This window comes from Methanoplanus endosymbiosus, assembly GCF_024662215.1.
GTDB classification, from domain to species: Archaea; Halobacteriota; Methanomicrobia; order Methanomicrobiales; family Methanomicrobiaceae; genus Methanoplanus; species Methanoplanus endosymbiosus.
On the sequence record NZ_CP096115.1, the window covers coordinates 1560550 to 1580897 of the forward strand.

A 20348-nucleotide genomic window follows, 5' to 3' on the forward strand; every position below is an offset into this window, starting at 1 on the left:
CTATTTATCCATTTGTCCATTAAAATGAGGACTTCAGATTAAAGAGAATTTCGCAGACGTGCCTGCGAAGTTAAGATTCCGGTGTAAGACTACATATGATAAATGTGAAAATCTAAGATAAGTGGGTAAAATTTCCCGGCATAGACCAGATTCAGAATGAAATTAATGAATTCTAATTAAAGAAGCTTATCCAGTTCTTCCAGAGTCATATCAGCCTGTTTAAGGATATGAGAAAGAGTTGATCTTTTTATCGGTTTATGCATAGGAATTGTGAGTTTTATTGTTTCTTCAGGTGTATTTTTATGGAGACGAATATGACTCCCCCTTGTTCTGACAACAACAAAACCATCTCTCTGAAACGCCCGCACTACTTTGTCATAATCCAGAGAGGGAACTTTATTCATACTGCAATCTCTATCTGTTCAGCGTTCTCACCAAAGATTATTTCATCTTCGATTGGCTCAAGATAAAGATCAATCGCCTCTTTGATATTTTGTATAGCCTCTTCCCTGGTTTCTCCTTCGCTGATACAACCGGGAAGCGAGGGAACGTATACTGTATATCCTCCATCCTCACTTGGTTCAAGGACTACACGAATATTCATAGAAACTAATTATCGTTTAAGAATTTAAAAATGTGGTTTAAACGAAAGATGACTAATCGTTTTCCGGAAATCCGGGACTATAGTCAGTGGAAAATTTAATTAACAGTTTTGAGATGCACGGAATATAATTTAGGCCTTTATTTCAATGAAGGTTTAATTCTCACCCAGAACCTCCCAGTGTCCACCTTTGTCAGGACCAATGCGTTTTAGTTTTCCGGCTTCCTTTAGCTTATCTATCTGTTTAGCAACTGCCCTTCTGCTAATTCCAAGACATTCTGCCATTTCTGTTGTGGTAATACTATTATTATCTTTGACAAGCTGCAAAATTTTCTGTGAACTTTTCTGTGAACTTTTCTGTGAACTTTTCTGTGAACTTTTCTGAGCGGTGTCTTCCATTATTTTGGTTACATTTCCATTCTGTTGAAGTTCCAGCGCACCAGAATCCATAGGAAAGACGGTACGGACAAAGTTTGCAGTAAAAAGAAAAGATTCCCTTGGATAGGCCTTAAGAATACGAGGCATACCTGAACCGAGATATTCTACAATACCCAAATCCTTAAAGATCCGCATAAGTATTTTGTTACGTGGAATTGAGTAACCGGCAAAAAACTCCTCACGTGCAATACCAGGTGCAACAGTTCCGGCAGAAGTAATTTCGATACGATCCTGGAAAATTTCAAACTTCGGGACAGCCCCACTGGTATAGTCATTGTGAATAATGGCATTAATTACAGTCTCACGTAAAGCAACGGCATTCCACAGGCGTATATTGATTCGTTCTTTAGAAGTAATCTTCGTTACAGTACGGTTCTCAACCTCCAGTCGATCAAGAACCTGTTTACAGGATTTAATCAAAGAACAATAGCCATATTCATTGCTTTCAATCAGGTCAACCCTGTCCGGACCACGGTACCTGGCAACCTGAACCGAATTTCCGTTATCATCAGCAAGAAGATAAGCTGCATAATTATAATCACCCTCTTTAGTTAACAGTTCGAGATTTGAGGCAAATTTATCTCCAAGATTAAATCCCTTTTCCTGATAATATATACGAAGCTGTTCAAAACTGAGATCCTGTCGTGGGGACCTTATATTACCGATGGAATTGCGAACCCGTTTTGCAAACAATTCTTCGATCATACGTGCCGGCATTGGATCACTTGCACTGCCAACCCGGATGAAGCATCCCTTTTCTGTCATCCCATATTTCCGAAGGTAGTATGGCTTCTCAGAACCACCAGCCAATACAATCCTGACGAGATCTTTTCCATTCCACAATTCATGAATAACATCAAATAACCCAAGGCATGACGGCCGGATATTGTTTCTTAACCTATCCTTAACCTTTAGCTGGATCTCATCAGCATCACTCAGACCGAACACATTTCCCGCCTTATCAATCCCCAAATAAATAACACCACCTTCAGATGTATTTAAAAAGGCCACAACCTCCTTTTCAAGAGATTCTGTTAACTCCTGTTTATACTCAATGCGGTTGGATTCTGTCATCATCTTCTCCCTATAATTAATCAGGATATTTTCGTAATCTCACTCTGTAAAATCCCATCTAAACGAACAATAAAATGCTAATCACTCACAGTGATCAGAGTTATTCGTCTCAAAACTAAAATAAATTCCTCTGATTTCCATCAGGCAATATTATAATCAGGGCATGTACAAAAAATGAGTCTGATGATCCGTGCGCAATATTGTTAATTAGGAAGAAAAAATAAAAGCAAAAACGTAAAAAAAAATTATTTGGCCTGGGTTTTGGCCCGGATCTTTTTGAGACGGACGATTTCGTCCCTTTCCATCTCATCAAGCCTCATTTTAATGAAGTCACGTGCTTCGGAAAGTTCGGGGATTACCTTGAACTCCAGAGCATTGACACGGCGTTTTGTCGACTCAATTTCATCGAGCAGACGCTTCATAGTGGTCTCAATCTCAGCAGCCTGAATGATAGCATCGACCAAATCCTCAAAGGAGGATGCAGTATCATCAATAACCGCTGATGTGCCTAAAACACCATAACCACGCTGTGTAACGTTCTTTCTTACAGCTGAAGACTCAATATCGGGAACAACAACACCCATGATATTCTTCTCCTTAAGAGTAATCTGGGGTTTCTCCTTGACAGCCATTGCAGCCGCCTTAACCCTGATTGAACCCTCAACTGTATTCGCCATTGCAATCATACCGGTTGCACGCTCATACCCTTCAGCAAGAGCACCCCGGCTTTCCTTTGCATCTTCTAAAACCTTGAAAAATTCAAGGATCAGTCCGTCGCGCTTCATCTTGAGGATGTTATAGCCACGTTCGGAGAGCTTAATCTTCCTCTTCAAATCAATAAGCTCAGAACGTGTTGGCTTTACATCTTTAAGCGCCATTTACAGGCTCACTCCTTCTTTCTGTACTTAGGGTGATACTTCCTGATCAGATCACGGTCAATACGGGTAAGCTGATCTTCCGGAAGGGTAGAAAGAAGCTCCCAGCCGAGATCAAGCGAATCCGCAATTGAGCGGTCCTCATCATGACCCTGGCGGACAAATCTGCCTTCAAAGAGGTCAGCGAATTCAAGTAACAGCTGATCACGCTCTGATAAAGCATCCTTACCGACAATAGCCACAAGACCACGGAGATCAACACCCTCTGCATATCCTGCATACATCTGATCAGATACCTTCTTGTGATCTTCACGGGTCTTGCCCTCTCCGATACCAAGATTCATCAGACGTGACAGTGACGGCATGACATTGATCGGCGGGTAGATACCCTTCCTGTGAAGTTCACGGTTGACCACAATCTGACCCTCGGTAATATAACCTGAGAGATCAGGAATTGGGTGTGTAATATCATCACCAGGCATAGTAAGGATTGAAAGCTGAGTAACAGATCCCTTATTGCCCTTGATAATACCTGCACGCTCGTAGAGTGATGCAAGATCAGTGTACATGTAACCCGGATATCCACGTCTTCCGGGCACTTCCTCACGTGCTGCACCAATCTGACGCAGAGCCTCACAGTAGTTTGTCATATCAGTCAGAATAACCAGAACGTGATATCCAAGCTCAAATGCAAGATACTCAGCAGTTGTAAGTGCAAGACGCGGGGTGATGATACGCTCTACAGCAGGATCATCTGCAAGGTTGAGGAAGACAACAGCGTGCTCAAGAGCACCTGTACGCTCGAAATCAGCCATAAACTGATTTTCCTCTTCCTTTGTGATACCCATAGCTGCGAAAACTACAGCAAACTCTTCTGATGAACCAGGCACTTTAGCCTGACGTGCAATCTGAAGAGCGATCTCATTGTGCGGAAGACCTGCACCGGAGAAGATAGGAAGCTTCTGACCACGGACAAGTGTGTTTGTCGCATCAATGGTTGAAATTCCGGTCTGGATAAACTCAGACGGTGATGCACGTGCATACGGATTGATAGCCGCACCGTTGATGTCGATCTTCTTCTCCGGAACAATCTCCGGTCCGCCGTCCTTAGGCTTACCGCCACCGGAAAGGATACGTCCAAGCATATCATGTCCGACAGGCATCTTAATGGTCTCACCTGTGAACCGGACACCTGCATCCCTGCCGATACCGGCAGTTGTCTCAAATACCTGAACAACTACGATATCATCGGAGGTATCAAGAACCTGACCACGCTTTGTGGTCCCGTCTGCCTGGACAATGTTTACAAGCTCATTGTATCCGACAGGCTCAGTCTTCTCGACAAATACAAGAGGACCCTGAACCTTATGAATAGTGCGATATTCTTTCATCTGAATCAGGCCTCCTTGATCTGTGCGAATTCCACTTCCATATCCTTAAAGATCTTTGCAAGTTCAGGCTTGTAATCTTCCGTAAACTTGATCTGCGCAAGTTCATTCTTTGACTTGACAGCAATAATAGAAGCAATCGGGAAACCTGCCTTCTGTGTGGAATATGCAAGCTCTGCGTACTTCTTAATTGCCTTCATAAGATCAAACTGCTTCTCCATTGAACAGAATGTATCAACCGGGTCAAAAGCATTCTGCTGAAGGAAGACCTCACGAAGCATACGTGCCACTTCAATTGTGACCTGCTCTTCGTCAGGAAGTGCATCTGAACCGACAAGCTGTACAATCTCCTGGAGTTCCGCCTCTTTCTGAAGAACTTCCATTGCCCATGCACGAAGCGGGTTCCACTCAGGTGAAACATTCTCATCGTAGTATGGTGCAAGGGTATCAAGATATAAAGAGTACGAATTCAGCCAGTTGATTGCCGGGAAATGTCTCCTCTGCGAGAGTTTTGCATCAAGCGCCCAGAAGCACTTGACAATACGGAGTGTGTTCTGCGTAACCGGTTCTGAGAAATCTCCACCAGGTGGTGAAACAGCACCGATAACGGTAATTGAACCGAGATCTCCGTTGAGAGTATCAACACGTCCTGCACGCTCATAGAATTCTGAGAGACGTGCTGAGAGATATGCAGGGTAACCTTCCTCACCAGGCATCTCTTCAAGACGTGAAGAAATCTCACGCATTGCTTCAGCCCAGCGGGATGTTGAATCTGCCATCAGTGATACATCGTATCCCATATCACGGAAGTACTCCGCAATTGTGATTCCGGTGTAAACAGATGCCTCACGTGCTGCCACAGGCATATTTGAGGTGTTTGCAATGAGAATTGTCCTCTCCATCAGAGGCTTTCCGGTCTTTGGGTCCTCAAGGAACGGGAACTCGGTAAGTACCTCTGTCATCTCATTGCCACGCTCTCCACATCCGATATAGACAACTATCTCTGCATCAGACCACTTTGCAAGAGCCTGCTGGGTAACAGTCTTTCCTGATCCGAACGGACCTGGAATTGCAGCTGTACCGCCCTTTGCAATCGGAAACAGACCATCAAGAATACGCTGCCCTGTAATCAGGGGGATATCCGGATTCTTCTTCTCTGTAACCGGTCTTGGTACACGGACAGGCCACTTCTGCATCATGATGACATCTTCACCGCTGTCAAGAACACAGACTACCTCTTCAACAGTGAAACTGCCTGATTTGATCTCTGTTACTTTTCCGCCTTTGAAATTCGGCGGAATCATAATCTTTGTGACAATGTTCGTCTCCTGAACCTGACCGATAACCATACCAGGTTTAGCGAGATCGCCTTTCTTTAAGAGTGGCTGAAATTCCCACTTCTTCTCATGATCAAGACCTGGTGCAGTAACACCACGTTCAATGAAGTTGCCCATCTTTTCCATGAGCACTTCAAGCGGCCTCTGAATACCATCATAGATACTTGTCAGAAGACCTGGTCCAAGCTCAACTGCCAGGGACAGTCCGGTGTTTTCAACCGGTTCACCCGGACGGATACCGTCGGTCGCTTCATATACCTGAATGATAACGTTGTCACCGTCAATCTTGATGACCTCGCCCATCAGCTGCTCATCGCCAACCCTGACCACATCATACATATGTGCATCAAAATTAACGGCAGTAACGACCGGACCGGAAATCCTTTTTAGAATTCCTTTACTTTTTCCTTTTACTTCCACAGATCAACACCCACTGATCTCTTAATTCTCTCTCTCATGGAAAGTCCGCCCTCTTCACCGCCGATTGCAATGACAGTTGGCCTGACTGATTCCGATAGGGTAGTGCGAAGTCTAACCGGGAGTTTCTGCATATCCTCACCTTTAAGTACTAAGATTCCGACTTCGGGATCACTCATGACCTTTGTGACAAGGTCATTGATCTGATCTGCCGATTCTGCCGGATATGTCTTCTGAATACCGGCAAGACGGAACCCGAGGATAAACTCACTGTTTCCAACAACTGCAATCTCCATATTTTCACACCACCATTGAGGCCTCTATCCTATCTGAAGGGAGCTTTGACTCCTTTCCTCTTGCAAGTGCACGAAGATTTGCAACCTCGTAATACTTCTCTTCAAGATAGACAAGTATTGGAGTGACTGAAAATGCATAACGCCTTGAGAGTTTTTCCATCTCACTAAGCTTTGCCTTAATCAGTCCGACTTCTACCTCATAGGAGGATTTACCCGCCTTTACAAGTTCAAATACTTCGTCAAAAGATTCGCCCTTAATACGCTTATTGACAGTGTCAACAACCTCATCCATATTATCAGAAGAAGCAAGACGGGCAAGTTCATCAACTGTGAAACTTCCGCCTTCAACCATCAGAGCCTTTATCTCTTCCGGATCAGCCTCTCCCTTAACACGGAAGAGAGTCTGAAGGTTTCTGGTATCGACATCGACCTTTATGTAGGACAAAAATGCATGTCCACCCTTCACACCGCCTTTGGCTTCCCTGATAAGGTTGGCGTAATATGCCTTATAAAGCTCATTTTCCATATCTGCAAAGGAACCGGACTCTATTGCTCCGGTAAGTTCCCTTTCAAATACTGGATATAATTTATGACCTTTAAGACTCTCAATAATCCTGTCAGGTGAATCCTCATTTAACAGGCGGTCCAGTACCACTCTGTCAAGGCATCCTGCCGGAATTAAGATCTCCTTGATCTTTCCGGCTTTAACACCCTGGTGTTTACCACGGATTATTGTAAGGACGTTTTGAATGTCCCAGCGCAGAAGGTAACTCTTTGTAAAGCCCTTCAGATGCCCCGGCACAAGTTCAATAATCTTCTGATATTCCTTCGCAAGATTCCAGGAAAGTGCGATCTCAATCAGATCTATACCTGAGAATGATGGAGCAAGCTCATCGATCTCTGCTTTATAGCGTGTCTCTTCAATAACACGCGTAATCTCAGGCAGCTCCATATTCAGCATGCGCATGTAATCTTCGCGGGGGATGAGTTTTGATCTCCTCACCCGCATACGAGTGCATGTATAGATATAGGGGGCAGGGCCTGTTGTATTCACAGCAGCCATTTCTGCAACCCTCCTTTAGCCAAAAAGGGCCTCTGATGCGTCTTTCAGACTGTCTTCCCAGACTTCTGAGAGATAAGCATTGTAGCTGAAATCCAGCTGCAACTGCCCGTCTGCACTCTCTGCAATGACGCCACCCGATATGTCCTTTCTTCCTGCCAGTGAAAAACCTTTAAGCGTTTTAAGCTCGGAAAGAGCTGCCTCAACTGCGGCTGAATCACGTTCATTACAGTAAAACAGACCTTCACCAAGTTCCTTTGCCGCAGCCTTACACAGCTCACGGGCAGCCTTGGCGTGGAAATCCGCAGGAAGTTCATTTATTGCCCTGACAGTTTTCTCATAGGTCTCATCTAAAAGGTCCTTTTCTGCATTAAGAACGCCACGCTTGACAGAAAGGTTTGCAGCTGCAACCTCCCTTGTCACAATGAGCGCTGACTGTCTGTCAGACTCACTCTCTGCGGCCTTCTTGATGGAAATGACTTTCTCATTTGCCTCTGCAAGGATCTTGTCTGATTCCGCTTTTCCTTCCGCTATAATTGCGGCAGCCTCTTTTTCACCTTTTGCTTTGATCTCACTGACTACAGCATCCAATGCCATTGTTCATTACCTCTTATACTTAAGTCGGGCTACCAACTTACGTGAACAACAGCAGGAGTGCAATAACAAGACCAAAGATAACGACTGTTTCCGGAATTACAGTGAAGAGAAGTGCGAGACCGAACATCTCTTTGTTCTCTGCGGTTGCTCCGACTGCTGCACCGCCTATTCCAAGCTGTGCGAGACCTGTTCCCATACCTGCAAGACCTACTGCAAGGCCTGCACCAACTGCTTTAAGTCCAACTGCTGATGCTTGTGCCACTTCAACTGTCATAGCTTCTACTACCATAATTTAATCCTCTGTAAATTTCCTTTTAATTCCAAATGGTTCATATTTCCGTCCTCCACCCTGATAGAACTTGGTGAAGAACTCAACATAGTGCAGACGAATTGAATGCAAACCGCCGCCAAGGAGACCAAGTGCGGTGTTTAAAATGTGTCCGAGAAGGAACACAACAATTCCTGCGATAATTAAAACTATACTCATAATACTGAAATCAGCCATTGCAGGTTCTATCATCATACCAATAGAGATAAAGTTTGTAACTGCTGCAATTGCAACCGATGACAGACCAACTGCTGCAAGACGTGTATATGATAACACGTGGCTGATAACGGTCGGGAGTTCCATCAGCTCAAGGGCTGATTCCTGTCCGATTCCGACAATACCTGCGATAAGCAGAACTGCTCCGAATATACCGAATATATTGAATCCGGAGACAAGCGGTGCAAACCCTGAAAGATCAGGCATAAGCGGCAGTGCGAACATTGACCAGAGAATAAAGAGAATACCCCACATTACAAAGATCCATCCAAGCTGCCCAAAAATAACTTTCTTCTGGTGCTCACCGGGATGTATAGTCTTTTTTGCGTTGTATATGTGAAGACTCCTTCCAAGAGTGATGTGTAAAATTCCAACCCATGCTGACAGAATCAGCATCAGTATTGCGTCCGGTCCTGCACCACCATGGGCCGCCCCTATGTGAAAGTGGCGATTGATCCATAATGGATTCCATGGCAATGCAAATCCTAAGAATTCGCTGTAAAACAGACCGAAAATAATACTTGAAACACTTGCGTTTCTCAGTACGTCAAGGAGCAGATTTCCTGCTTCACTTCCCTTAACCATCCTGCGAAGCCCAAAGCTCGCTGCAAGCAGTATAAGACCATATCCCACATCTCCGAGAATAAATCCGAAGAATATCGGGAAGACGATTGCGACAAGAAGTGTCGGGTCAAATTCACTGTATTTCGGCCTTGAATAAATATCAACCAGAACTTCGGTTGGTTTTGCAAAGTCCGGATTATCGTATTCTACCGGAACAGTGTCTTTATCATAATCAACTTCTGTTTCGGTGACAAAGACCTTACCTCCGGTAACGGATTCAAGGTCTTTTATGAGAGCCGCTGTCTTATCGGATGGAACCCATCCTTCGGCAACGAACGCCTCATCTGTGGTGGCAAATCTAAGCGGAACTTCCGCCCGTTCAACTTCTGCCGTGAGCAGTTCATCGCATGCCACCAAAAACGATGCATGCTTTTCTTTCTGAGCAGAAATCTGCTCATCTAACTTACCAATCTCGCTTTCGAGACGGGTGATCTCATGAGTAAACCGGGAAATGCACTCCTTTGCCGTGCCATCCTCTGCAGGAATGACAACAGATGAAAATCCAGCATCTGAAAGTGCTCTGTCGGCCTTTTCAGAATCAGATTTTGCTACAACTGCAATAAGGAGATTACCGGGCACTTCTGCTGTGAAATATTTTTCACAGTCAACCGGAAGTTCAGTGTCCGCGGGTATATGACCTGCAAATACATTTACTTCCTCGTAGCCCCTGAGCAGTGAAAGATCCACAGGTACAGCAACAAAGGGTTCAAGCTCCGCTACTTTCTGCTGGTTTTCGCGAAGTGTAGTCTCCAGGCTGTTCTTCTTGTCAACCAGAGACGAGACTTCCTTCTCAATTGCAGGAAGCTCACTTTCAACTTTTGCAGATAACGTGCCTGATTTCTGCGCTGTTCCAGGCTCAATATCACCGGACGACAGCCCGATCATATTGATTATGGATCGTATTTTCAACAGCTCGGTGGAAGTTTCAGAGGCTCCTTTCATCGGTTTTCCGATCTTAAAGCCCTGATATTCCTCCTCCTCCTTTTCGACAAAGTCTTCTACATGAAATACATTATAGCGATACAACTCACGTACAATCGGATCAAGCTGGTCCTTAGACGCGGCGATGAGCAGTTTGCTCATCATCTGTGCCTTAAACATTTACTTTCACCTTGAACTTAGAAACAAGCATAGCTACTGCTCTGTCAAGGTTAGAAGCGGCGTCTTTTCTGAGCGATTCAGCACGCTTTTCTCCGTCATTACGGATTTTGTCATACTTCTTCTGCGCTTCAGCACGTGCGTCTGCGGTACGCTTGATTTTGTACTCTTCAGCATCTCTTTCCGCTTTGGAAACAAGGTTTTCAGCTTCTGTTTCGGCAGATGCAATTATTTTTGCATTCTCCACCTTGGCAGCGCTGATTGATTTTTTGTAGTTTTCTTCAGTCTGTTTGATGCTCTTGAGGACCTCAGTCTTCATCCAACCCTCCTCTCACGGCAATATTATAAATGGAGAATGGATTAGTATTAAGAGTTACCATTTTAGGTTTGAAGCATGCCTAAAATGTAATAAAGATAAAAGAGTTTCATAATGTGCTATAATAGCTTTTGCAGAGAAATACCTGATACGCGGAATATTTTCCGGCATAACACTGTATGATTATTCCCATGCCTGCGGACAGAACAGTTTCACAGGGTACAGCATAACAGGATTAATTTAATTCAACTTAAATATAAGTCATATAGAGCATCAGTACCTCAATTCAGAATCAGGAATTCTGACTATATCAATATTCATCCCGGAATTATCTGCCACCCTGCCCAATAATCCGGATTCAATCCTTACAAAACCACCATCAGAATAAAAAGAAAACCCCGAGAATTCCTCAGAGGCACAGATTACATTCTGTTCAGGATGAGTACCCCTCATAATTCCACACCCAGGTATTATCTCCGGACCGGCAGAGACCACCATATTAAGCCTCCCGGACCCCGGATGACCTTTGGGGAGCACCATTACCGGCATATTGTACTCCCGGATCAGTTCAAGGAGCATAAACGCCTGCCGGGGATCACCACCTTCGGGTGCAGATACCGCAATGAGATCATCTTCCCTTACAGTCTGGCAGAGTTCCTTCTCAAAAGTCTCTATAAAAAGGATGAATAAACGCTTCGCTCTTCCAATAAGAATAAAAGAGTTTTTCCCCTTCAGAAGAAGATTTCCCTCTTTTAGATCATATCTCATTGCCCGGTCATACCAGAGTCACATTTTCAGACTGGCATGATGGGCATACCGGATGTTTACCTACCGCCTCAAATGTTGTACCGCAGTCATTGCAGCGGTATTTTTTGCCTTTGAGACGCTCAGCAAGTTCAACATCCATTGGGCCGCCTACAGAACACATGAATCTCACTATGAACAGGACACCGGATAAATGTTTTTAAAAAAACTGAAACAGACATATATAGCAGAAATAACCCGGAATAAAGCATAAACAGTCAATTCACAGTAAAAAAAACAGAGTGCATTCGGGCATCACCAGAGAATTAATATGCTGCCGGAGAGAAACGGCAGTATATATCCGGAACATAAGAGGCAGAAATCAGTCCTTTCCCTCCTAATTATCCGGCTCGATATGAATGGTGACATAAACCCGGCCGTAATGCCGGTAGAAATGATCCTCAATCTTTTCAGTGAGGGCATGCGCACTGGCTACATCCATATCCGGAGGAACAATAAGGTCAAACTCAACATGCCTGTCAGGGCCTGATCTTCTTGTCCTGACTCTGGTGTAACTGCATGATTCACCACAGTTCTGAAGAATAATACTCTCTATTTCCTGAGTATCCTCAGGCGGCAGGGATTTATCGGTTAAATCCCAGAATGACCTCTTAACAAGACCGTAAGCAGTATGGATAATTATCAGCGAAATTCCCACCGCAATTAACGGATCAATTATCTCAAGCCCGGTTATCTTTATGAGAATCAGGCCGGCAAAGACACCAAGGGATGTATAAACATCAGTTCTCAGATGCCAGCCATCACTTTCAAGAGCAATAGAACCGGTAGCATCTGCAACCTCAAATAATTTTGAAGAGACAAACCAGTTTGCACAGGCCGAGATGAGCATTACAACGATACCCACAGCCAGAAATTCCTCCGAGATTGGCTCTCCGCCAAATACAAGTTTCTGAAGGGCTTCCCAGAGAATTATTCCTGCGGCTGCAAAGATCAAAAGCGCCTCTACCATCCCTGAGATGTCCTCATACTTGCCATGGCCGTATGCGTGACATTCATCCGGAGGCCTGCCTGATTTTTTTACAGATAAGAAAGCAATCCCCGAAGCAATGAGGTCAATTCCGGAATGGATGGCCTCAGAGATGATACCGATCGATCCAATTGAAATTCCGGCAATCAGCTTAAATATAACCAGAACTGAGTTAGAAATAACTGAAAGAGCAGCAACATTCTTTTTTCTCTCATTTACCTCATCAGAATTCTGAATACCATTCATATATTAAAAAAACCTCACAAGAATCCGGATATAACTGTTATGGGCACTCTCTGAAAAATCAGTTATGCCCAATCACTCTTAATGAAAAATTCCCTCTTCAGTTTATCTGAACCGGAATTGTCTGATTCATATTTTTACACATCACTGAAAGATCCTATTGTGCTCTGTTATGACAGGACATTTATATTGTCAATTCCCCAGGGTGCTCTTCTGTGAATGATAAATGTCGTGGTTTTGGGAGAGTTCATCTGAATCCTGAAGTCCTGTCCGGGATCAAGCTCCTCACCATCAGTCAGATTGAGATATACAGTATATACCTCATTGGCCTCAAGAAATGTGTCATCCGCCGCAGTTGACGGTTTAATATCAATAATGCCCCAGTAACCCTCGTCTATCATTGTACTGTCATAAAACGGATCATTCTGATCATATGTTCTCAGATAATCAGTGGTACTGTACGTCAGAACCATATTTTCAAAAGCTATAGGGTTTGCCCCCGATGAAATTCCGACATTGAAACGTATTGCACCTATCCCGTCAACCCCATCCTGTTTAATCCCATGCAGATTGCCAAGAAGAACAGGAGTGGAGCCGGTCTGTGAAATGGTGGAGTAAAGCACCCTCTCCGTCGTCTGTGTTGTAAAGTAGCCTGCCCCGATCATGGCAAAAGAGAAGACCGAAGCCACAACTACAAATGCAATCAGGACTATTGCGGCCTCAAGGCCAGTAAAAGCTTCAGAATTTGCCCGCATTACCAACACAAACCAGACTGCCGCCAGACATAAGACAGCATTTCGTAGATATCTACGTTACTATTGCAAAAAATGGTATATAGTAGTTTTGAGTGTGACAATTTTTTTTCAGTCCCTCACATTCAAAAAATTATCAACAAGCAGGCAGAAACCAGAATAATCAACGACTAAAGTAAAGTCTTGAACCTCCTGCCTGTTCACTCCGCAAAAAATCAGATGAAGATATTGAATATTATAAGCGCGACAAGCAGAAGAAGGACAGCATGCTTAATTCCGGCTTTAACAGAACCTTCACCCATCTGTCCAGCTATAAGTCCGGAGAATAACGCCTGTATCAGGCATGTGTGATACATAAGCCTCCTGAATGAATCAACCGCCATTGTGGATGTCTGTGAAAAAGCACCACCCGATGAAGCTATTTCCGCTCCTGATGCACCGGTTTCAGCCATATTTTCTATAATAGAGAGGAAATTTGTATTCAGAACAGAGACTACAAAGACAAAGACAAAGAATGCCAGATAAATGATGACCGTATAGATGAACATCTCTCCGGTCCTCTCTTTTTTAAGGGTCTCTGTCATTCTCGCATCACTGGATGCAATATTTAACACCTCACCAATGTCCCCGCTCATCTCACTGGCCTTCGTGATAAGAGTAACCGTTCTTGCAATGGTTGCAGTCTTTATCCTCTTCTCAAACCTGTAAAGGGCATCATTTACACTCGCGCCCCAGTCGATATCCCTCTTGATTCTCCTAATCTCGTATGAGATCAGGCCGAGGTTGGCCCTGACAAGTATCCCGATTGCTCCGGCAATAGTCATACCTACCCTGTTAATTCCGGCAAGCCGGTCAAGAAAATCAGGGGTGCTCCCCTCAATGCTCCTCACTCTCTTTCTCCACAGCTCAACAAATACAGCATAGGGCAGAAGAATAATAAGAAGTGCAATGATTAAATGATCGTCAATAACTGCATAATAGATCTCAGCATCTGTATAATGCGGCGTGTTCAGGAATAAAAAAATCAGATAAATTACTGCCAGCGGGACAGATATATAAAGAATACGCTCAGATCCGTCTTCAAACCATTTCAGAGGATCTTTTAAGAATCCCTTAATTTTCCTGGAACGTTCATATTTTTCAAGGTCCTTAAATTTCTCCTCTTCACCACCGGGAATACTGATGGTCCCCACATCAGAAAATACCTTCAGCTCGGTTGCTTTTTCAAATTTTTCAACCTTCTCATCCTTTATGCTGACCATATCCAGAAAGAGCATAAACATTATCGCACCTATCGGAAGCAGAAGATAGGTGATTCCTGTAAGCTGAAGGGTGGCGGAGCTGCCGACCATACCCATCACAACCATAATAATTATCAGAAAGAGAGGGCCCGCCACAAAAACAGTCACATAACTCTCAGCCACCATCTGAAGCAGTGATAAGAACTGCTTCTGCTCAAACCTTGCCTCATCCTGATAGAGACGCACGCGGCTTTCAAGATAAGTGGAGACATTCCCACCGCTGTTTATCACCGAAATCAGATCCTCAAGGAAATCCTTAAATTTCTCGGATGGGGTTGTAAGGCTTAGATTTCTGAGGGCAGCAATAATATCAAGGCCGAAATACTCGGCATCCCTTACAACCTGCCTGAATTCAACTGCAACCTCACCATAAATGTCAGCATTGTCAGATATGGATTTAAAAACAGTGAGAAGTTCTGCACCACCCCTTCTCATGGCATAGAGGTATGATACTGCATTATGCAGTGTGAGATTGATCTTGGTGGCCCGTGCCCTCTTCTGCATGCCGGGATAACTCAGCATGACAAAATATGAGAAAACCGTCCCGAAAAGAAAAGCAACCAGAAATGCCAGAATTCCAACATAAAGGCGTATATCCCCCAGAAAAGAAAAATCAGGAGCGGGGAGATTAAAGACATTGTATATCTGAAGCTGAACTCCCGGAATAAAGATAAGGGAAGATATCAGATATCCTGCAACACCAAGCGCAAATCCGGCACAGAGTGACACTATGATTGCATAATAGAGAAAACGGTGCAGAGTGATCCCGCTTCTTGATGATACCAGATCGCCGTGCAGCGTGAGATAGGCATCCTTGTTCCGCGAAATTTTCCGGTCAACATATCTGTCAATTATCATATCAGTGCCTTCTTCAGGTCAGCAAGATTTTCAAGAACCTTCCCCGGATTTATCGCATAGGACTGCACAACCCTTGTAAATGATATATAATCCCTCATACCCTGGTCATGCATTGCATCAAGTATCCTGATCCTTTTTTCAACCTCTTCAGACATCTCCTGATTACTCCATCCTCGCACCTCCATTATATGAGAATAAACCTGCGATCTCCCCTTGTAATTGTGCTGATCAGTGATAGGATCATATTCAAAAACAGTATTGACTCTCATGCTCCCGGTTGAAGCGTCAATTCCAATTATTTCAACAATCTCCATTGACCGCCTCACCCTGTCCTGCCCCCTGTAGATGAGGGACTGGATGCTCACGACATCGAGCGCCTGAACCATATTACGGGGAACATTTAAAGGAGGATTCTCAAGCCTGTGTATGGCAGCATCGACATTATTTGCGTGAAGTGTCGAGAAGGTCGTATGTCCGGTGTTCATCGCCTGAAAGAGGGTCTGAGCCTCCATGCCCCTCACCTCTCCAACGAGGATGTATTCAGGCCTCTGCCTCATTGCAGCCTTTAAGAGGTCAAACATATCAATCTTTGAAGCGTTTGACTCGCTTACGGATTCTCTTGTAACGCTCGCAATCCAGTTGTCATGATAGAGTGTAATCTCCCTTGTATCCTCAATGCTGACAATCTTCGCAATCGGAGGAATGAAGAGGGATACGGCATTGAGAGATGTTGTCTTACCACTTGCCGTTCCCCCGACAAAGAGAAGGCTTTTGTTGTTCTCAATTCCAAGCCAGAAATATACCAGTTCATCTATGCTGAAGGTATTAAGTTCAATCAGTTCAACCGGGGTGAAAGGCACCTCCCTGAACTTTCTGATTGTAAAAGATGTCCCGCGGCTTGTAACCTCTTTTCCAAGTGTCAGCTGAAGCCTGGAGCCGTCAGGCATTGTCGCGTCAAGCATGGGCTGAGATACCGAGATGTGCTTGCCGGACCTCTGGGCCAGGGTTATTGCAAGGGAGTAGAGCATCTCCTCCTCAAACCTCAGGTTTGTCTTTACATTGTGGTACCTCCTGTGGTAGAGAAAAATGGGAATATCTGCACCGTCACAGGATATATCCTCAATGTTTGGATCTTTTATCAGAGGTTCAAGCTTTGACCACCCCAGGAAATTTCTGATCAGGTAATACTGGAGTTTAAAGAGGGCTTTATCCTCAAGGACAACACGGTACTCTTTCAGCAAATCTGCCTTCTTTTCCATCAGAACAACATCTCTCTCCTTTAACAGATCGTCATCTGTCAGAATCAGGACATCGCGCATATCCTCGTAAAGCCTTTCTATAAGTTCTCGCTCAAACTCAGTAAGCCAGGGTTCAAAGAGAAGATATTCATTTAAGCCGGATACGAGGTTTTTTGCAATGATGACCTTTGACATTCCCTCCTGTATCCAGTAACTCTCAATCTCTTCGTAGCCTTCCGGAATTTTAGCATCAAGGAGAGGCTCATCGGTTTCAGGATTGTAAAACCTTACAGGCTCTGATTTTGAGACTCCAATGCCTGATAATAAACCTTTTTTTGCCGGTTTTTCGCCTTCTTGGGTACTGAGAAGAGATTTTTTATGATCAGACATCTTTTTTCTCCCGAAAAATCCCCCAAATGATATTTTCTTACCTTTAACGGCATCTTTTTCCATGCCCAAATCTTCCGGTGCAATTTCAGGAACTGAAAGGGTTTTTTTGCCACCCGGAATAAATACAGCGGCTTCAGCAGGATTTTCCTCCCTTATAACCGGAGTAATCTCTTCTGACGGGATTTCTGATGAAGATTCAGGAGGCTCTCCGGCAGGCACTGCATCCGCATTGTCGGAAGGACTGCCATCATCAATTCCGGAAGGCTCAGCAGCGGCAACAGAGACAGGGTCAGGCAGGCTTTCAGGAGAAGTAACATCAGAAGGAAGAGCATCAGCAGCAGGAGCTGAAACATCACTATCACCCTCCACAACCGGTTCAGGTGAAGACTCAGAAGGGGGAGAGACGGAAGGCTCAACAGAGGAAACAGAAGCACCGGAGACAGGGTCAGGGACCATTTCAGGGTAAGAGCCAGCAGGGAGAACAGCAGCAGGAACGGCAGCTGAAACATCACTATCACCCTCCACAACCGGTTCAGGTGAAGACTCAGAAAATTCCTCAGCATCAGACTCCGGGATTTCCGGAGAGATGGAGGTCTCCGGAGATTCCGTAGATATAACAGATTCTTCAGTGTCAGAACCGGAAATTGTTCCGGAAGATTTCCCGGAATCCACAGGCTTACCCGTAATTACAGGCCACACAGGATCGGAGGGTGCAGGAGATGAGGATGGAATTTCAACGGCATCATAACCGGCAGATTCTGAGAGATTCTCAAATTCAAACATTTCAGGACTACCCACCCCTTCCGGAGAATTTCCGGTCTTTTCACCCTCAGTTGCGGATTCAGACAGGTCATAATCCGGTGTCTCAGTTATGCCTTCTGAATTTTTTGGGTCAGAACCGGATACCTCTTTAACATCTGCTTTGCCGGAAGTCCGGCTTAAAAGGTCACTCAGCTTAATATCTTCCTCTTTCTTTTCAGAATTCTTTTTTTCCTTTTTAAACCATTTAAATGCCAAACCTTACACCTTCTCCCTTTATGCTGAAATAATTAATATGATATTGCAGGCTTATCTGATAACTTCAATTACAATTAACTGGTATATAATCTATTTTGTTGCCCCGTAATAAAGAACTGAACTATTCATACGAATTTCCCGAAAGAACAGGCATAGATTACCAACATACATCACAGGAGTCCATCTCAGATCTACAAACACAATATTTAGATAAAAAACCGCCTATTAGTTAATTATTATGGAAGAGGTTACGGCAGAGAGAATGCCAACCGGAATTTCCTCGCTTGACCCGGTACTGGATGGTGGAATTCCTCCGGGATCAGTAGTTCTTCTTTCAGGCACCCAGGGGTCGGGGAACAGGGAATTTGTGTACAGTTCAGTCATATTCCTTGGAAATATGAAAAAGACAGGACAGAATCCAAAGAATGCCATACTCCCTGAAGAGATTGCCTATATAACATTCACAAGGCTTTCATCATCAATATTAAAGGAGATCAGTCTCTCATTCAAAAAAGACCTGATAGAAGGTATTGAGGAGAGTATAAAATTTATAGACCTCTCCGAAATATATTTTGAATCGACAATAGTGCCAACCGGATGGTACTCTGACTCAACCATACTTGAGAGATTTCAGAAGAGATCAACCGATGACAGCCTGATAGGAGCACTTGCGGCAAAACTGAATGATCTGCCAAGTAGAAGCCTAATAGTCATAGATGCAATATCTGACGTCGCAACAGGATTTTCAACCCCCACTGAATGGAAGGAGATTGTCGGATTTTTAAGAGGACTACAGAGAATTTCAAAGAAATGGAATTCTACAATTATGATCCTCATATCAGAAGGCATACTTCCGGAACAGAAATTCATGGAGGTTGCAGACTGCTGCGATGCACTTGTAAACTTCTCATGGGAAGAAAGTTCCGGCAGGAAACGCCAGAGAATTATGTTCTTTGAGAAGTTTGCCGGAGTTATGCCTCACCTTGAGGAGAACGACCTTGTAAAATTCGGGGTAAAAATATCACCTGAGGCAGGCTTTGAAGTCAGCAATATCAGGGTGGTTATATGAATAAAGAGAGAATTTTTATGGGAATTCCGGGCCTTGATGAGATGATGGGCGGAGGGATGATAAAAGAGAGTATATGCACCATAATCGGGACATATGGTACAGGTAAGACAACCTTTGCCCTTGAATTTCTCTATGAAGGTCTGAAAAATGATGAACCGGGAGTCTTTATCAGTCTTGAGGAAGATGCCGATATAATATATGAAAAGATTGATGACCGGGGTTATGACATCGCACCATACAAGGACAAATCATTCTTCATTCTCAAGCTTGACCCGACTGATTTCAATATATCCATAAACAGCATAAAGAACGAACTCCCTGAACTAATAAAGAGTGTCAATGCAAAGCGGGTTGTAATTGATCCTATATCCCTCTTTGAAGGGCTTTTTGATGACGAAGCGCTCAGAAGAAAGGAGATGTTCAGGCTCTTTGAGTTACTCAGAAAACTGGAATGCACTTACGTTATGACAACGGAGTCTGAAAAAGGTGATTTCTTCTCAAGCAAATACGGCCTTGTTGAATATCTCGCCGACACTGTAGTAATTCTCAGATACATACGCCCCTCTGATCTCTCAGAAGTACATACAGCAGTTGAAGTGGTAAAGATGAGGCGCTCAAACCACTCAAGAGAGATCAAGCCTTACGAGATAATGGAAGACAAGGTCAATGTATATTCAGAGGCAGGGATATTCTGACGTTCCGGAATTTCACACCAATAAAAATTAACAATAACTCAGTACAGTATCATAATTAAGAAGGCTGAATACGGACATTTTGCCCATTTACCCACCATTCAGGGATGCTATGCTCAGGGCGAAACTTATGGGGAGGCACTCATAAATATCGAGGATGCCATAAATCATCATCTCGAAGATATCATAAAATCCGGTCAGAAAATTCCGAAAATAGATCATATCAGCCTGAACATTATGGAAATATCAGGATGATTATATGAACAGAACCCCTCTTTTGATGCTCTAAAATCAAAGCGTAGAACTGATATTCAGAATATAACCATTCAGA

General features: G+C 44.0%; 21 protein-coding genes. 3 read left to right on the plus strand and 18 right to left on the minus strand.

Annotation, left to right across the window (positions count from 1 at the left end; all coding sequences use genetic code 11):
- Window positions 1–176: 176 nt before the first annotated feature.
- The 18 genes from L6E24_RS06815 to L6E24_RS06900 form a co-directional block, all read right to left on the minus strand.
- Window positions 177–404 carry a type II toxin-antitoxin system HicA family toxin gene (locus tag L6E24_RS06815; RefSeq protein ID WP_257743948.1) on the minus strand — a complete coding sequence of 76 codons (228 nt, stop codon included), beginning with the start codon at window positions 402–404 and terminating at the stop codon, window positions 177–179.
- Window positions 401–604 carry a type II toxin-antitoxin system HicB family antitoxin gene (locus L6E24_RS06820; RefSeq protein ID WP_257743949.1) on the minus strand — a complete coding sequence of 68 codons (204 nt, stop codon included), beginning with the start codon at window positions 602–604 and terminating at the stop codon, window positions 401–403. The genes L6E24_RS06815 and L6E24_RS06820 overlap by 4 nt, the downstream gene beginning before the upstream one ends.
- Before the next feature lie 153 nt (window positions 605–757).
- A complete protein-coding gene (locus tag L6E24_RS06825; protein WP_257743950.1) occupies window positions 758–2116 on the minus strand; it encodes an RNA-binding domain-containing protein in 1359 nt (452 codons plus the stop codon).
- Window positions 2117–2358: 242 nt separating this feature from the next.
- Window positions 2359–2991 carry a V-type ATP synthase subunit D gene (locus tag L6E24_RS06830; RefSeq protein ID WP_257743951.1) on the minus strand — a complete coding sequence of 211 codons (633 nt, stop codon included), beginning with the start codon at window positions 2989–2991 and terminating at the stop codon, window positions 2359–2361.
- Window positions 2992–2999: 8 nt separating this feature from the next.
- Complete coding sequence (locus tag L6E24_RS06835; RefSeq protein ID WP_257743952.1) at window positions 3000–4379, minus strand: V-type ATP synthase subunit B; 1380 nt, start codon at window positions 4377–4379, stop codon at window positions 3000–3002.
- 5 nt (window positions 4380–4384) lie between these two features.
- Window positions 4385–6133 carry an ATP synthase subunit A gene (locus L6E24_RS06840; protein WP_257743953.1) on the minus strand — a complete coding sequence of 583 codons (1749 nt, stop codon included), beginning with the start codon at window positions 6131–6133 and terminating at the stop codon, window positions 4385–4387.
- Window positions 6124–6426 (minus strand): V-type ATP synthase subunit F, encoded by a 303-nt coding sequence (locus tag L6E24_RS06845; protein ID WP_257743954.1) that lies wholly within the window; start codon window positions 6424–6426, stop codon window positions 6124–6126. Before L6E24_RS06845 ends, L6E24_RS06840 begins: the two co-directional genes overlap by 10 nt.
- Before the next feature lie 4 nt (window positions 6427–6430).
- Window positions 6431–7489: a V-type ATP synthase subunit C gene (locus L6E24_RS06850; RefSeq protein WP_257743955.1), complete on the minus strand. Its 1059-nt coding sequence runs from the start codon at window positions 7487–7489 to the stop codon at window positions 6431–6433.
- Window positions 7490–7504: 15 nt separating this feature from the next.
- Window positions 7505–8083, minus strand: a complete 579-nt coding sequence (locus L6E24_RS06855) for a V-type ATP synthase subunit E family protein (RefSeq protein ID WP_257743956.1) — start codon at window positions 8081–8083, stop codon at window positions 7505–7507.
- A gap of 37 nt (window positions 8084–8120) precedes the next feature.
- The gene (locus tag L6E24_RS06860) at window positions 8121–8372 is read right to left on the minus strand and encodes an ATP synthase subunit C-like protein (RefSeq protein ID WP_004076897.1); all 252 of its coding nucleotides are present in this window, start codon (window positions 8370–8372) and stop codon (window positions 8121–8123) included.
- Between the two features lie 3 nt (window positions 8373–8375).
- Entirely contained in the window at window positions 8376–10352 is a 1977-nt protein-coding gene (locus L6E24_RS06865) for a V-type ATP synthase subunit I (protein ID WP_257743957.1), read from the minus strand.
- Complete coding sequence (locus tag L6E24_RS06870) at window positions 10345–10668, minus strand: V-type ATPase subunit subunit G family protein (protein ID WP_257743958.1); 324 nt, start codon at window positions 10666–10668, stop codon at window positions 10345–10347. The genes L6E24_RS06865 and L6E24_RS06870 overlap by 8 nt, the downstream gene beginning before the upstream one ends.
- Before the next feature lie 270 nt (window positions 10669–10938).
- The gene (locus L6E24_RS06875; protein ID WP_257743959.1) at window positions 10939–11433 is read right to left on the minus strand and encodes a hypothetical protein; all 495 of its coding nucleotides are present in this window, start codon (window positions 11431–11433) and stop codon (window positions 10939–10941) included.
- Between the two features lie 7 nt (window positions 11434–11440).
- Complete coding sequence (locus L6E24_RS06880; protein ID WP_257743997.1) at window positions 11441–11593, minus strand: hydrogenase maturation nickel metallochaperone HypA; 153 nt, start codon at window positions 11591–11593, stop codon at window positions 11441–11443.
- A gap of 213 nt (window positions 11594–11806) precedes the next feature.
- On the minus strand, window positions 11807–12703 hold the full coding sequence (locus tag L6E24_RS06885) for a cation diffusion facilitator family transporter (protein ID WP_257743960.1): 897 nt from the start codon (window positions 12701–12703) through the stop codon (window positions 11807–11809).
- Between the two features lie 167 nt (window positions 12704–12870).
- Window positions 12871–13455 (minus strand): flagellin, encoded by a 585-nt coding sequence (locus tag L6E24_RS06890; protein WP_257743961.1) that lies wholly within the window; start codon window positions 13453–13455, stop codon window positions 12871–12873.
- A gap of 212 nt (window positions 13456–13667) precedes the next feature.
- Window positions 13668–15611, minus strand: coding sequence for a type II secretion system F family protein (locus L6E24_RS06895; RefSeq protein WP_257743962.1), 1944 nt, complete (start codon window positions 15609–15611; stop codon window positions 13668–13670).
- Window positions 15608–18256: a type II/IV secretion system ATPase subunit gene (locus L6E24_RS06900; protein WP_257743963.1), complete on the minus strand. Its 2649-nt coding sequence runs from the start codon at window positions 18254–18256 to the stop codon at window positions 15608–15610. Before L6E24_RS06900 ends, L6E24_RS06895 begins: the two co-directional genes overlap by 4 nt.
- Window positions 18257–18494: 238 nt before the next feature.
- Between L6E24_RS06900 and L6E24_RS06905 the strand changes: the two genes are divergently transcribed.
- From L6E24_RS06905 to L6E24_RS06915, 3 genes are all read left to right on the plus strand, one after another.
- Window positions 18495–19325 (plus strand): RAD55 family ATPase, encoded by an 831-nt coding sequence (locus tag L6E24_RS06905; protein ID WP_257743964.1) that lies wholly within the window; start codon window positions 18495–18497, stop codon window positions 19323–19325.
- Entirely contained in the window at window positions 19322–20020 is a 699-nt protein-coding gene (locus tag L6E24_RS06910) for a KaiC domain-containing protein (RefSeq protein ID WP_257743965.1), read from the plus strand. Before L6E24_RS06905 ends, L6E24_RS06910 begins: the two co-directional genes overlap by 4 nt.
- Window positions 20021–20116: 96 nt before the next feature.
- Entirely contained in the window at window positions 20117–20272 is a 156-nt protein-coding gene (locus L6E24_RS06915; protein WP_257743998.1) for a type II toxin-antitoxin system HicB family antitoxin, read from the plus strand.
- The last annotated feature ends 76 nt before the right edge of the window (window positions 20273–20348 follow it).

Coding starts and splice junctions, on each gene's coding strand:
- L6E24_RS06815 (WP_257743948.1), bottom strand. CDS start 404: ATGAATAAAGTTCCCTCTCTGGATTATGACAAAGTAGTGCGGGCGTTT.
- L6E24_RS06820 (WP_257743949.1), bottom strand. CDS start 604: ATGAATATTCGTGTAGTCCTTGAACCAAGTGAGGATGGAGGATATACA.
- L6E24_RS06825 (WP_257743950.1), bottom strand. CDS start 2,116: ATGATGACAGAATCCAACCGCATTGAGTATAAACAGGAGTTAACAGAA.
- L6E24_RS06830 (WP_257743951.1), bottom strand. CDS start 2,991: ATGGCGCTTAAAGATGTAAAGCCAACACGTTCTGAGCTTATTGATTTG.
- L6E24_RS06835 (WP_257743952.1), bottom strand. CDS start 4,379: ATGAAAGAATATCGCACTATTCATAAGGTTCAGGGTCCTCTTGTATTT.
- L6E24_RS06845 (WP_257743954.1), bottom strand. CDS start 6,426: ATGGAGATTGCAGTTGTTGGAAACAGTGAGTTTATCCTCGGGTTCCGT.
- L6E24_RS06850 (WP_257743955.1), bottom strand. CDS start 7,489: ATGGCTGCTGTGAATACAACAGGCCCTGCCCCCTATATCTATACATGC.
- L6E24_RS06855 (WP_257743956.1), bottom strand. CDS start 8,083: ATGGCATTGGATGCTGTAGTCAGTGAGATCAAAGCAAAAGGTGAAAAA.
- L6E24_RS06860 (WP_004076897.1), bottom strand. CDS start 8,372: ATGGTAGTAGAAGCTATGACAGTTGAAGTGGCACAAGCATCAGCAGTT.
- L6E24_RS06865 (WP_257743957.1), bottom strand. CDS start 10,352: ATGTTTAAGGCACAGATGATGAGCAAACTGCTCATCGCCGCGTCTAAG.
- L6E24_RS06870 (WP_257743958.1), bottom strand. CDS start 10,668: ATGAAGACTGAGGTCCTCAAGAGCATCAAACAGACTGAAGAAAACTAC.
- L6E24_RS06875 (WP_257743959.1), bottom strand. CDS start 11,433: ATGAGATATGATCTAAAAGAGGGAAATCTTCTTCTGAAGGGGAAAAAC.
- L6E24_RS06880 (WP_257743997.1), bottom strand. CDS start 11,593: ATGTGTTCTGTAGGCGGCCCAATGGATGTTGAACTTGCTGAGCGTCTC.
- L6E24_RS06885 (WP_257743960.1), bottom strand. CDS start 12,703: ATGAATGGTATTCAGAATTCTGATGAGGTAAATGAGAGAAAAAAGAAT.
- L6E24_RS06890 (WP_257743961.1), bottom strand. CDS start 13,455: ATGCGGGCAAATTCTGAAGCTTTTACTGGCCTTGAGGCCGCAATAGTC.
- L6E24_RS06895 (WP_257743962.1), bottom strand. CDS start 15,611: ATGATAATTGACAGATATGTTGACCGGAAAATTTCGCGGAACAAGGAT.
- L6E24_RS06905 (WP_257743964.1), top strand. CDS start 18,495: ATGGAAGAGGTTACGGCAGAGAGAATGCCAACCGGAATTTCCTCGCTT.
- L6E24_RS06910 (WP_257743965.1), top strand. CDS start 19,322: ATGAATAAAGAGAGAATTTTTATGGGAATTCCGGGCCTTGATGAGATG.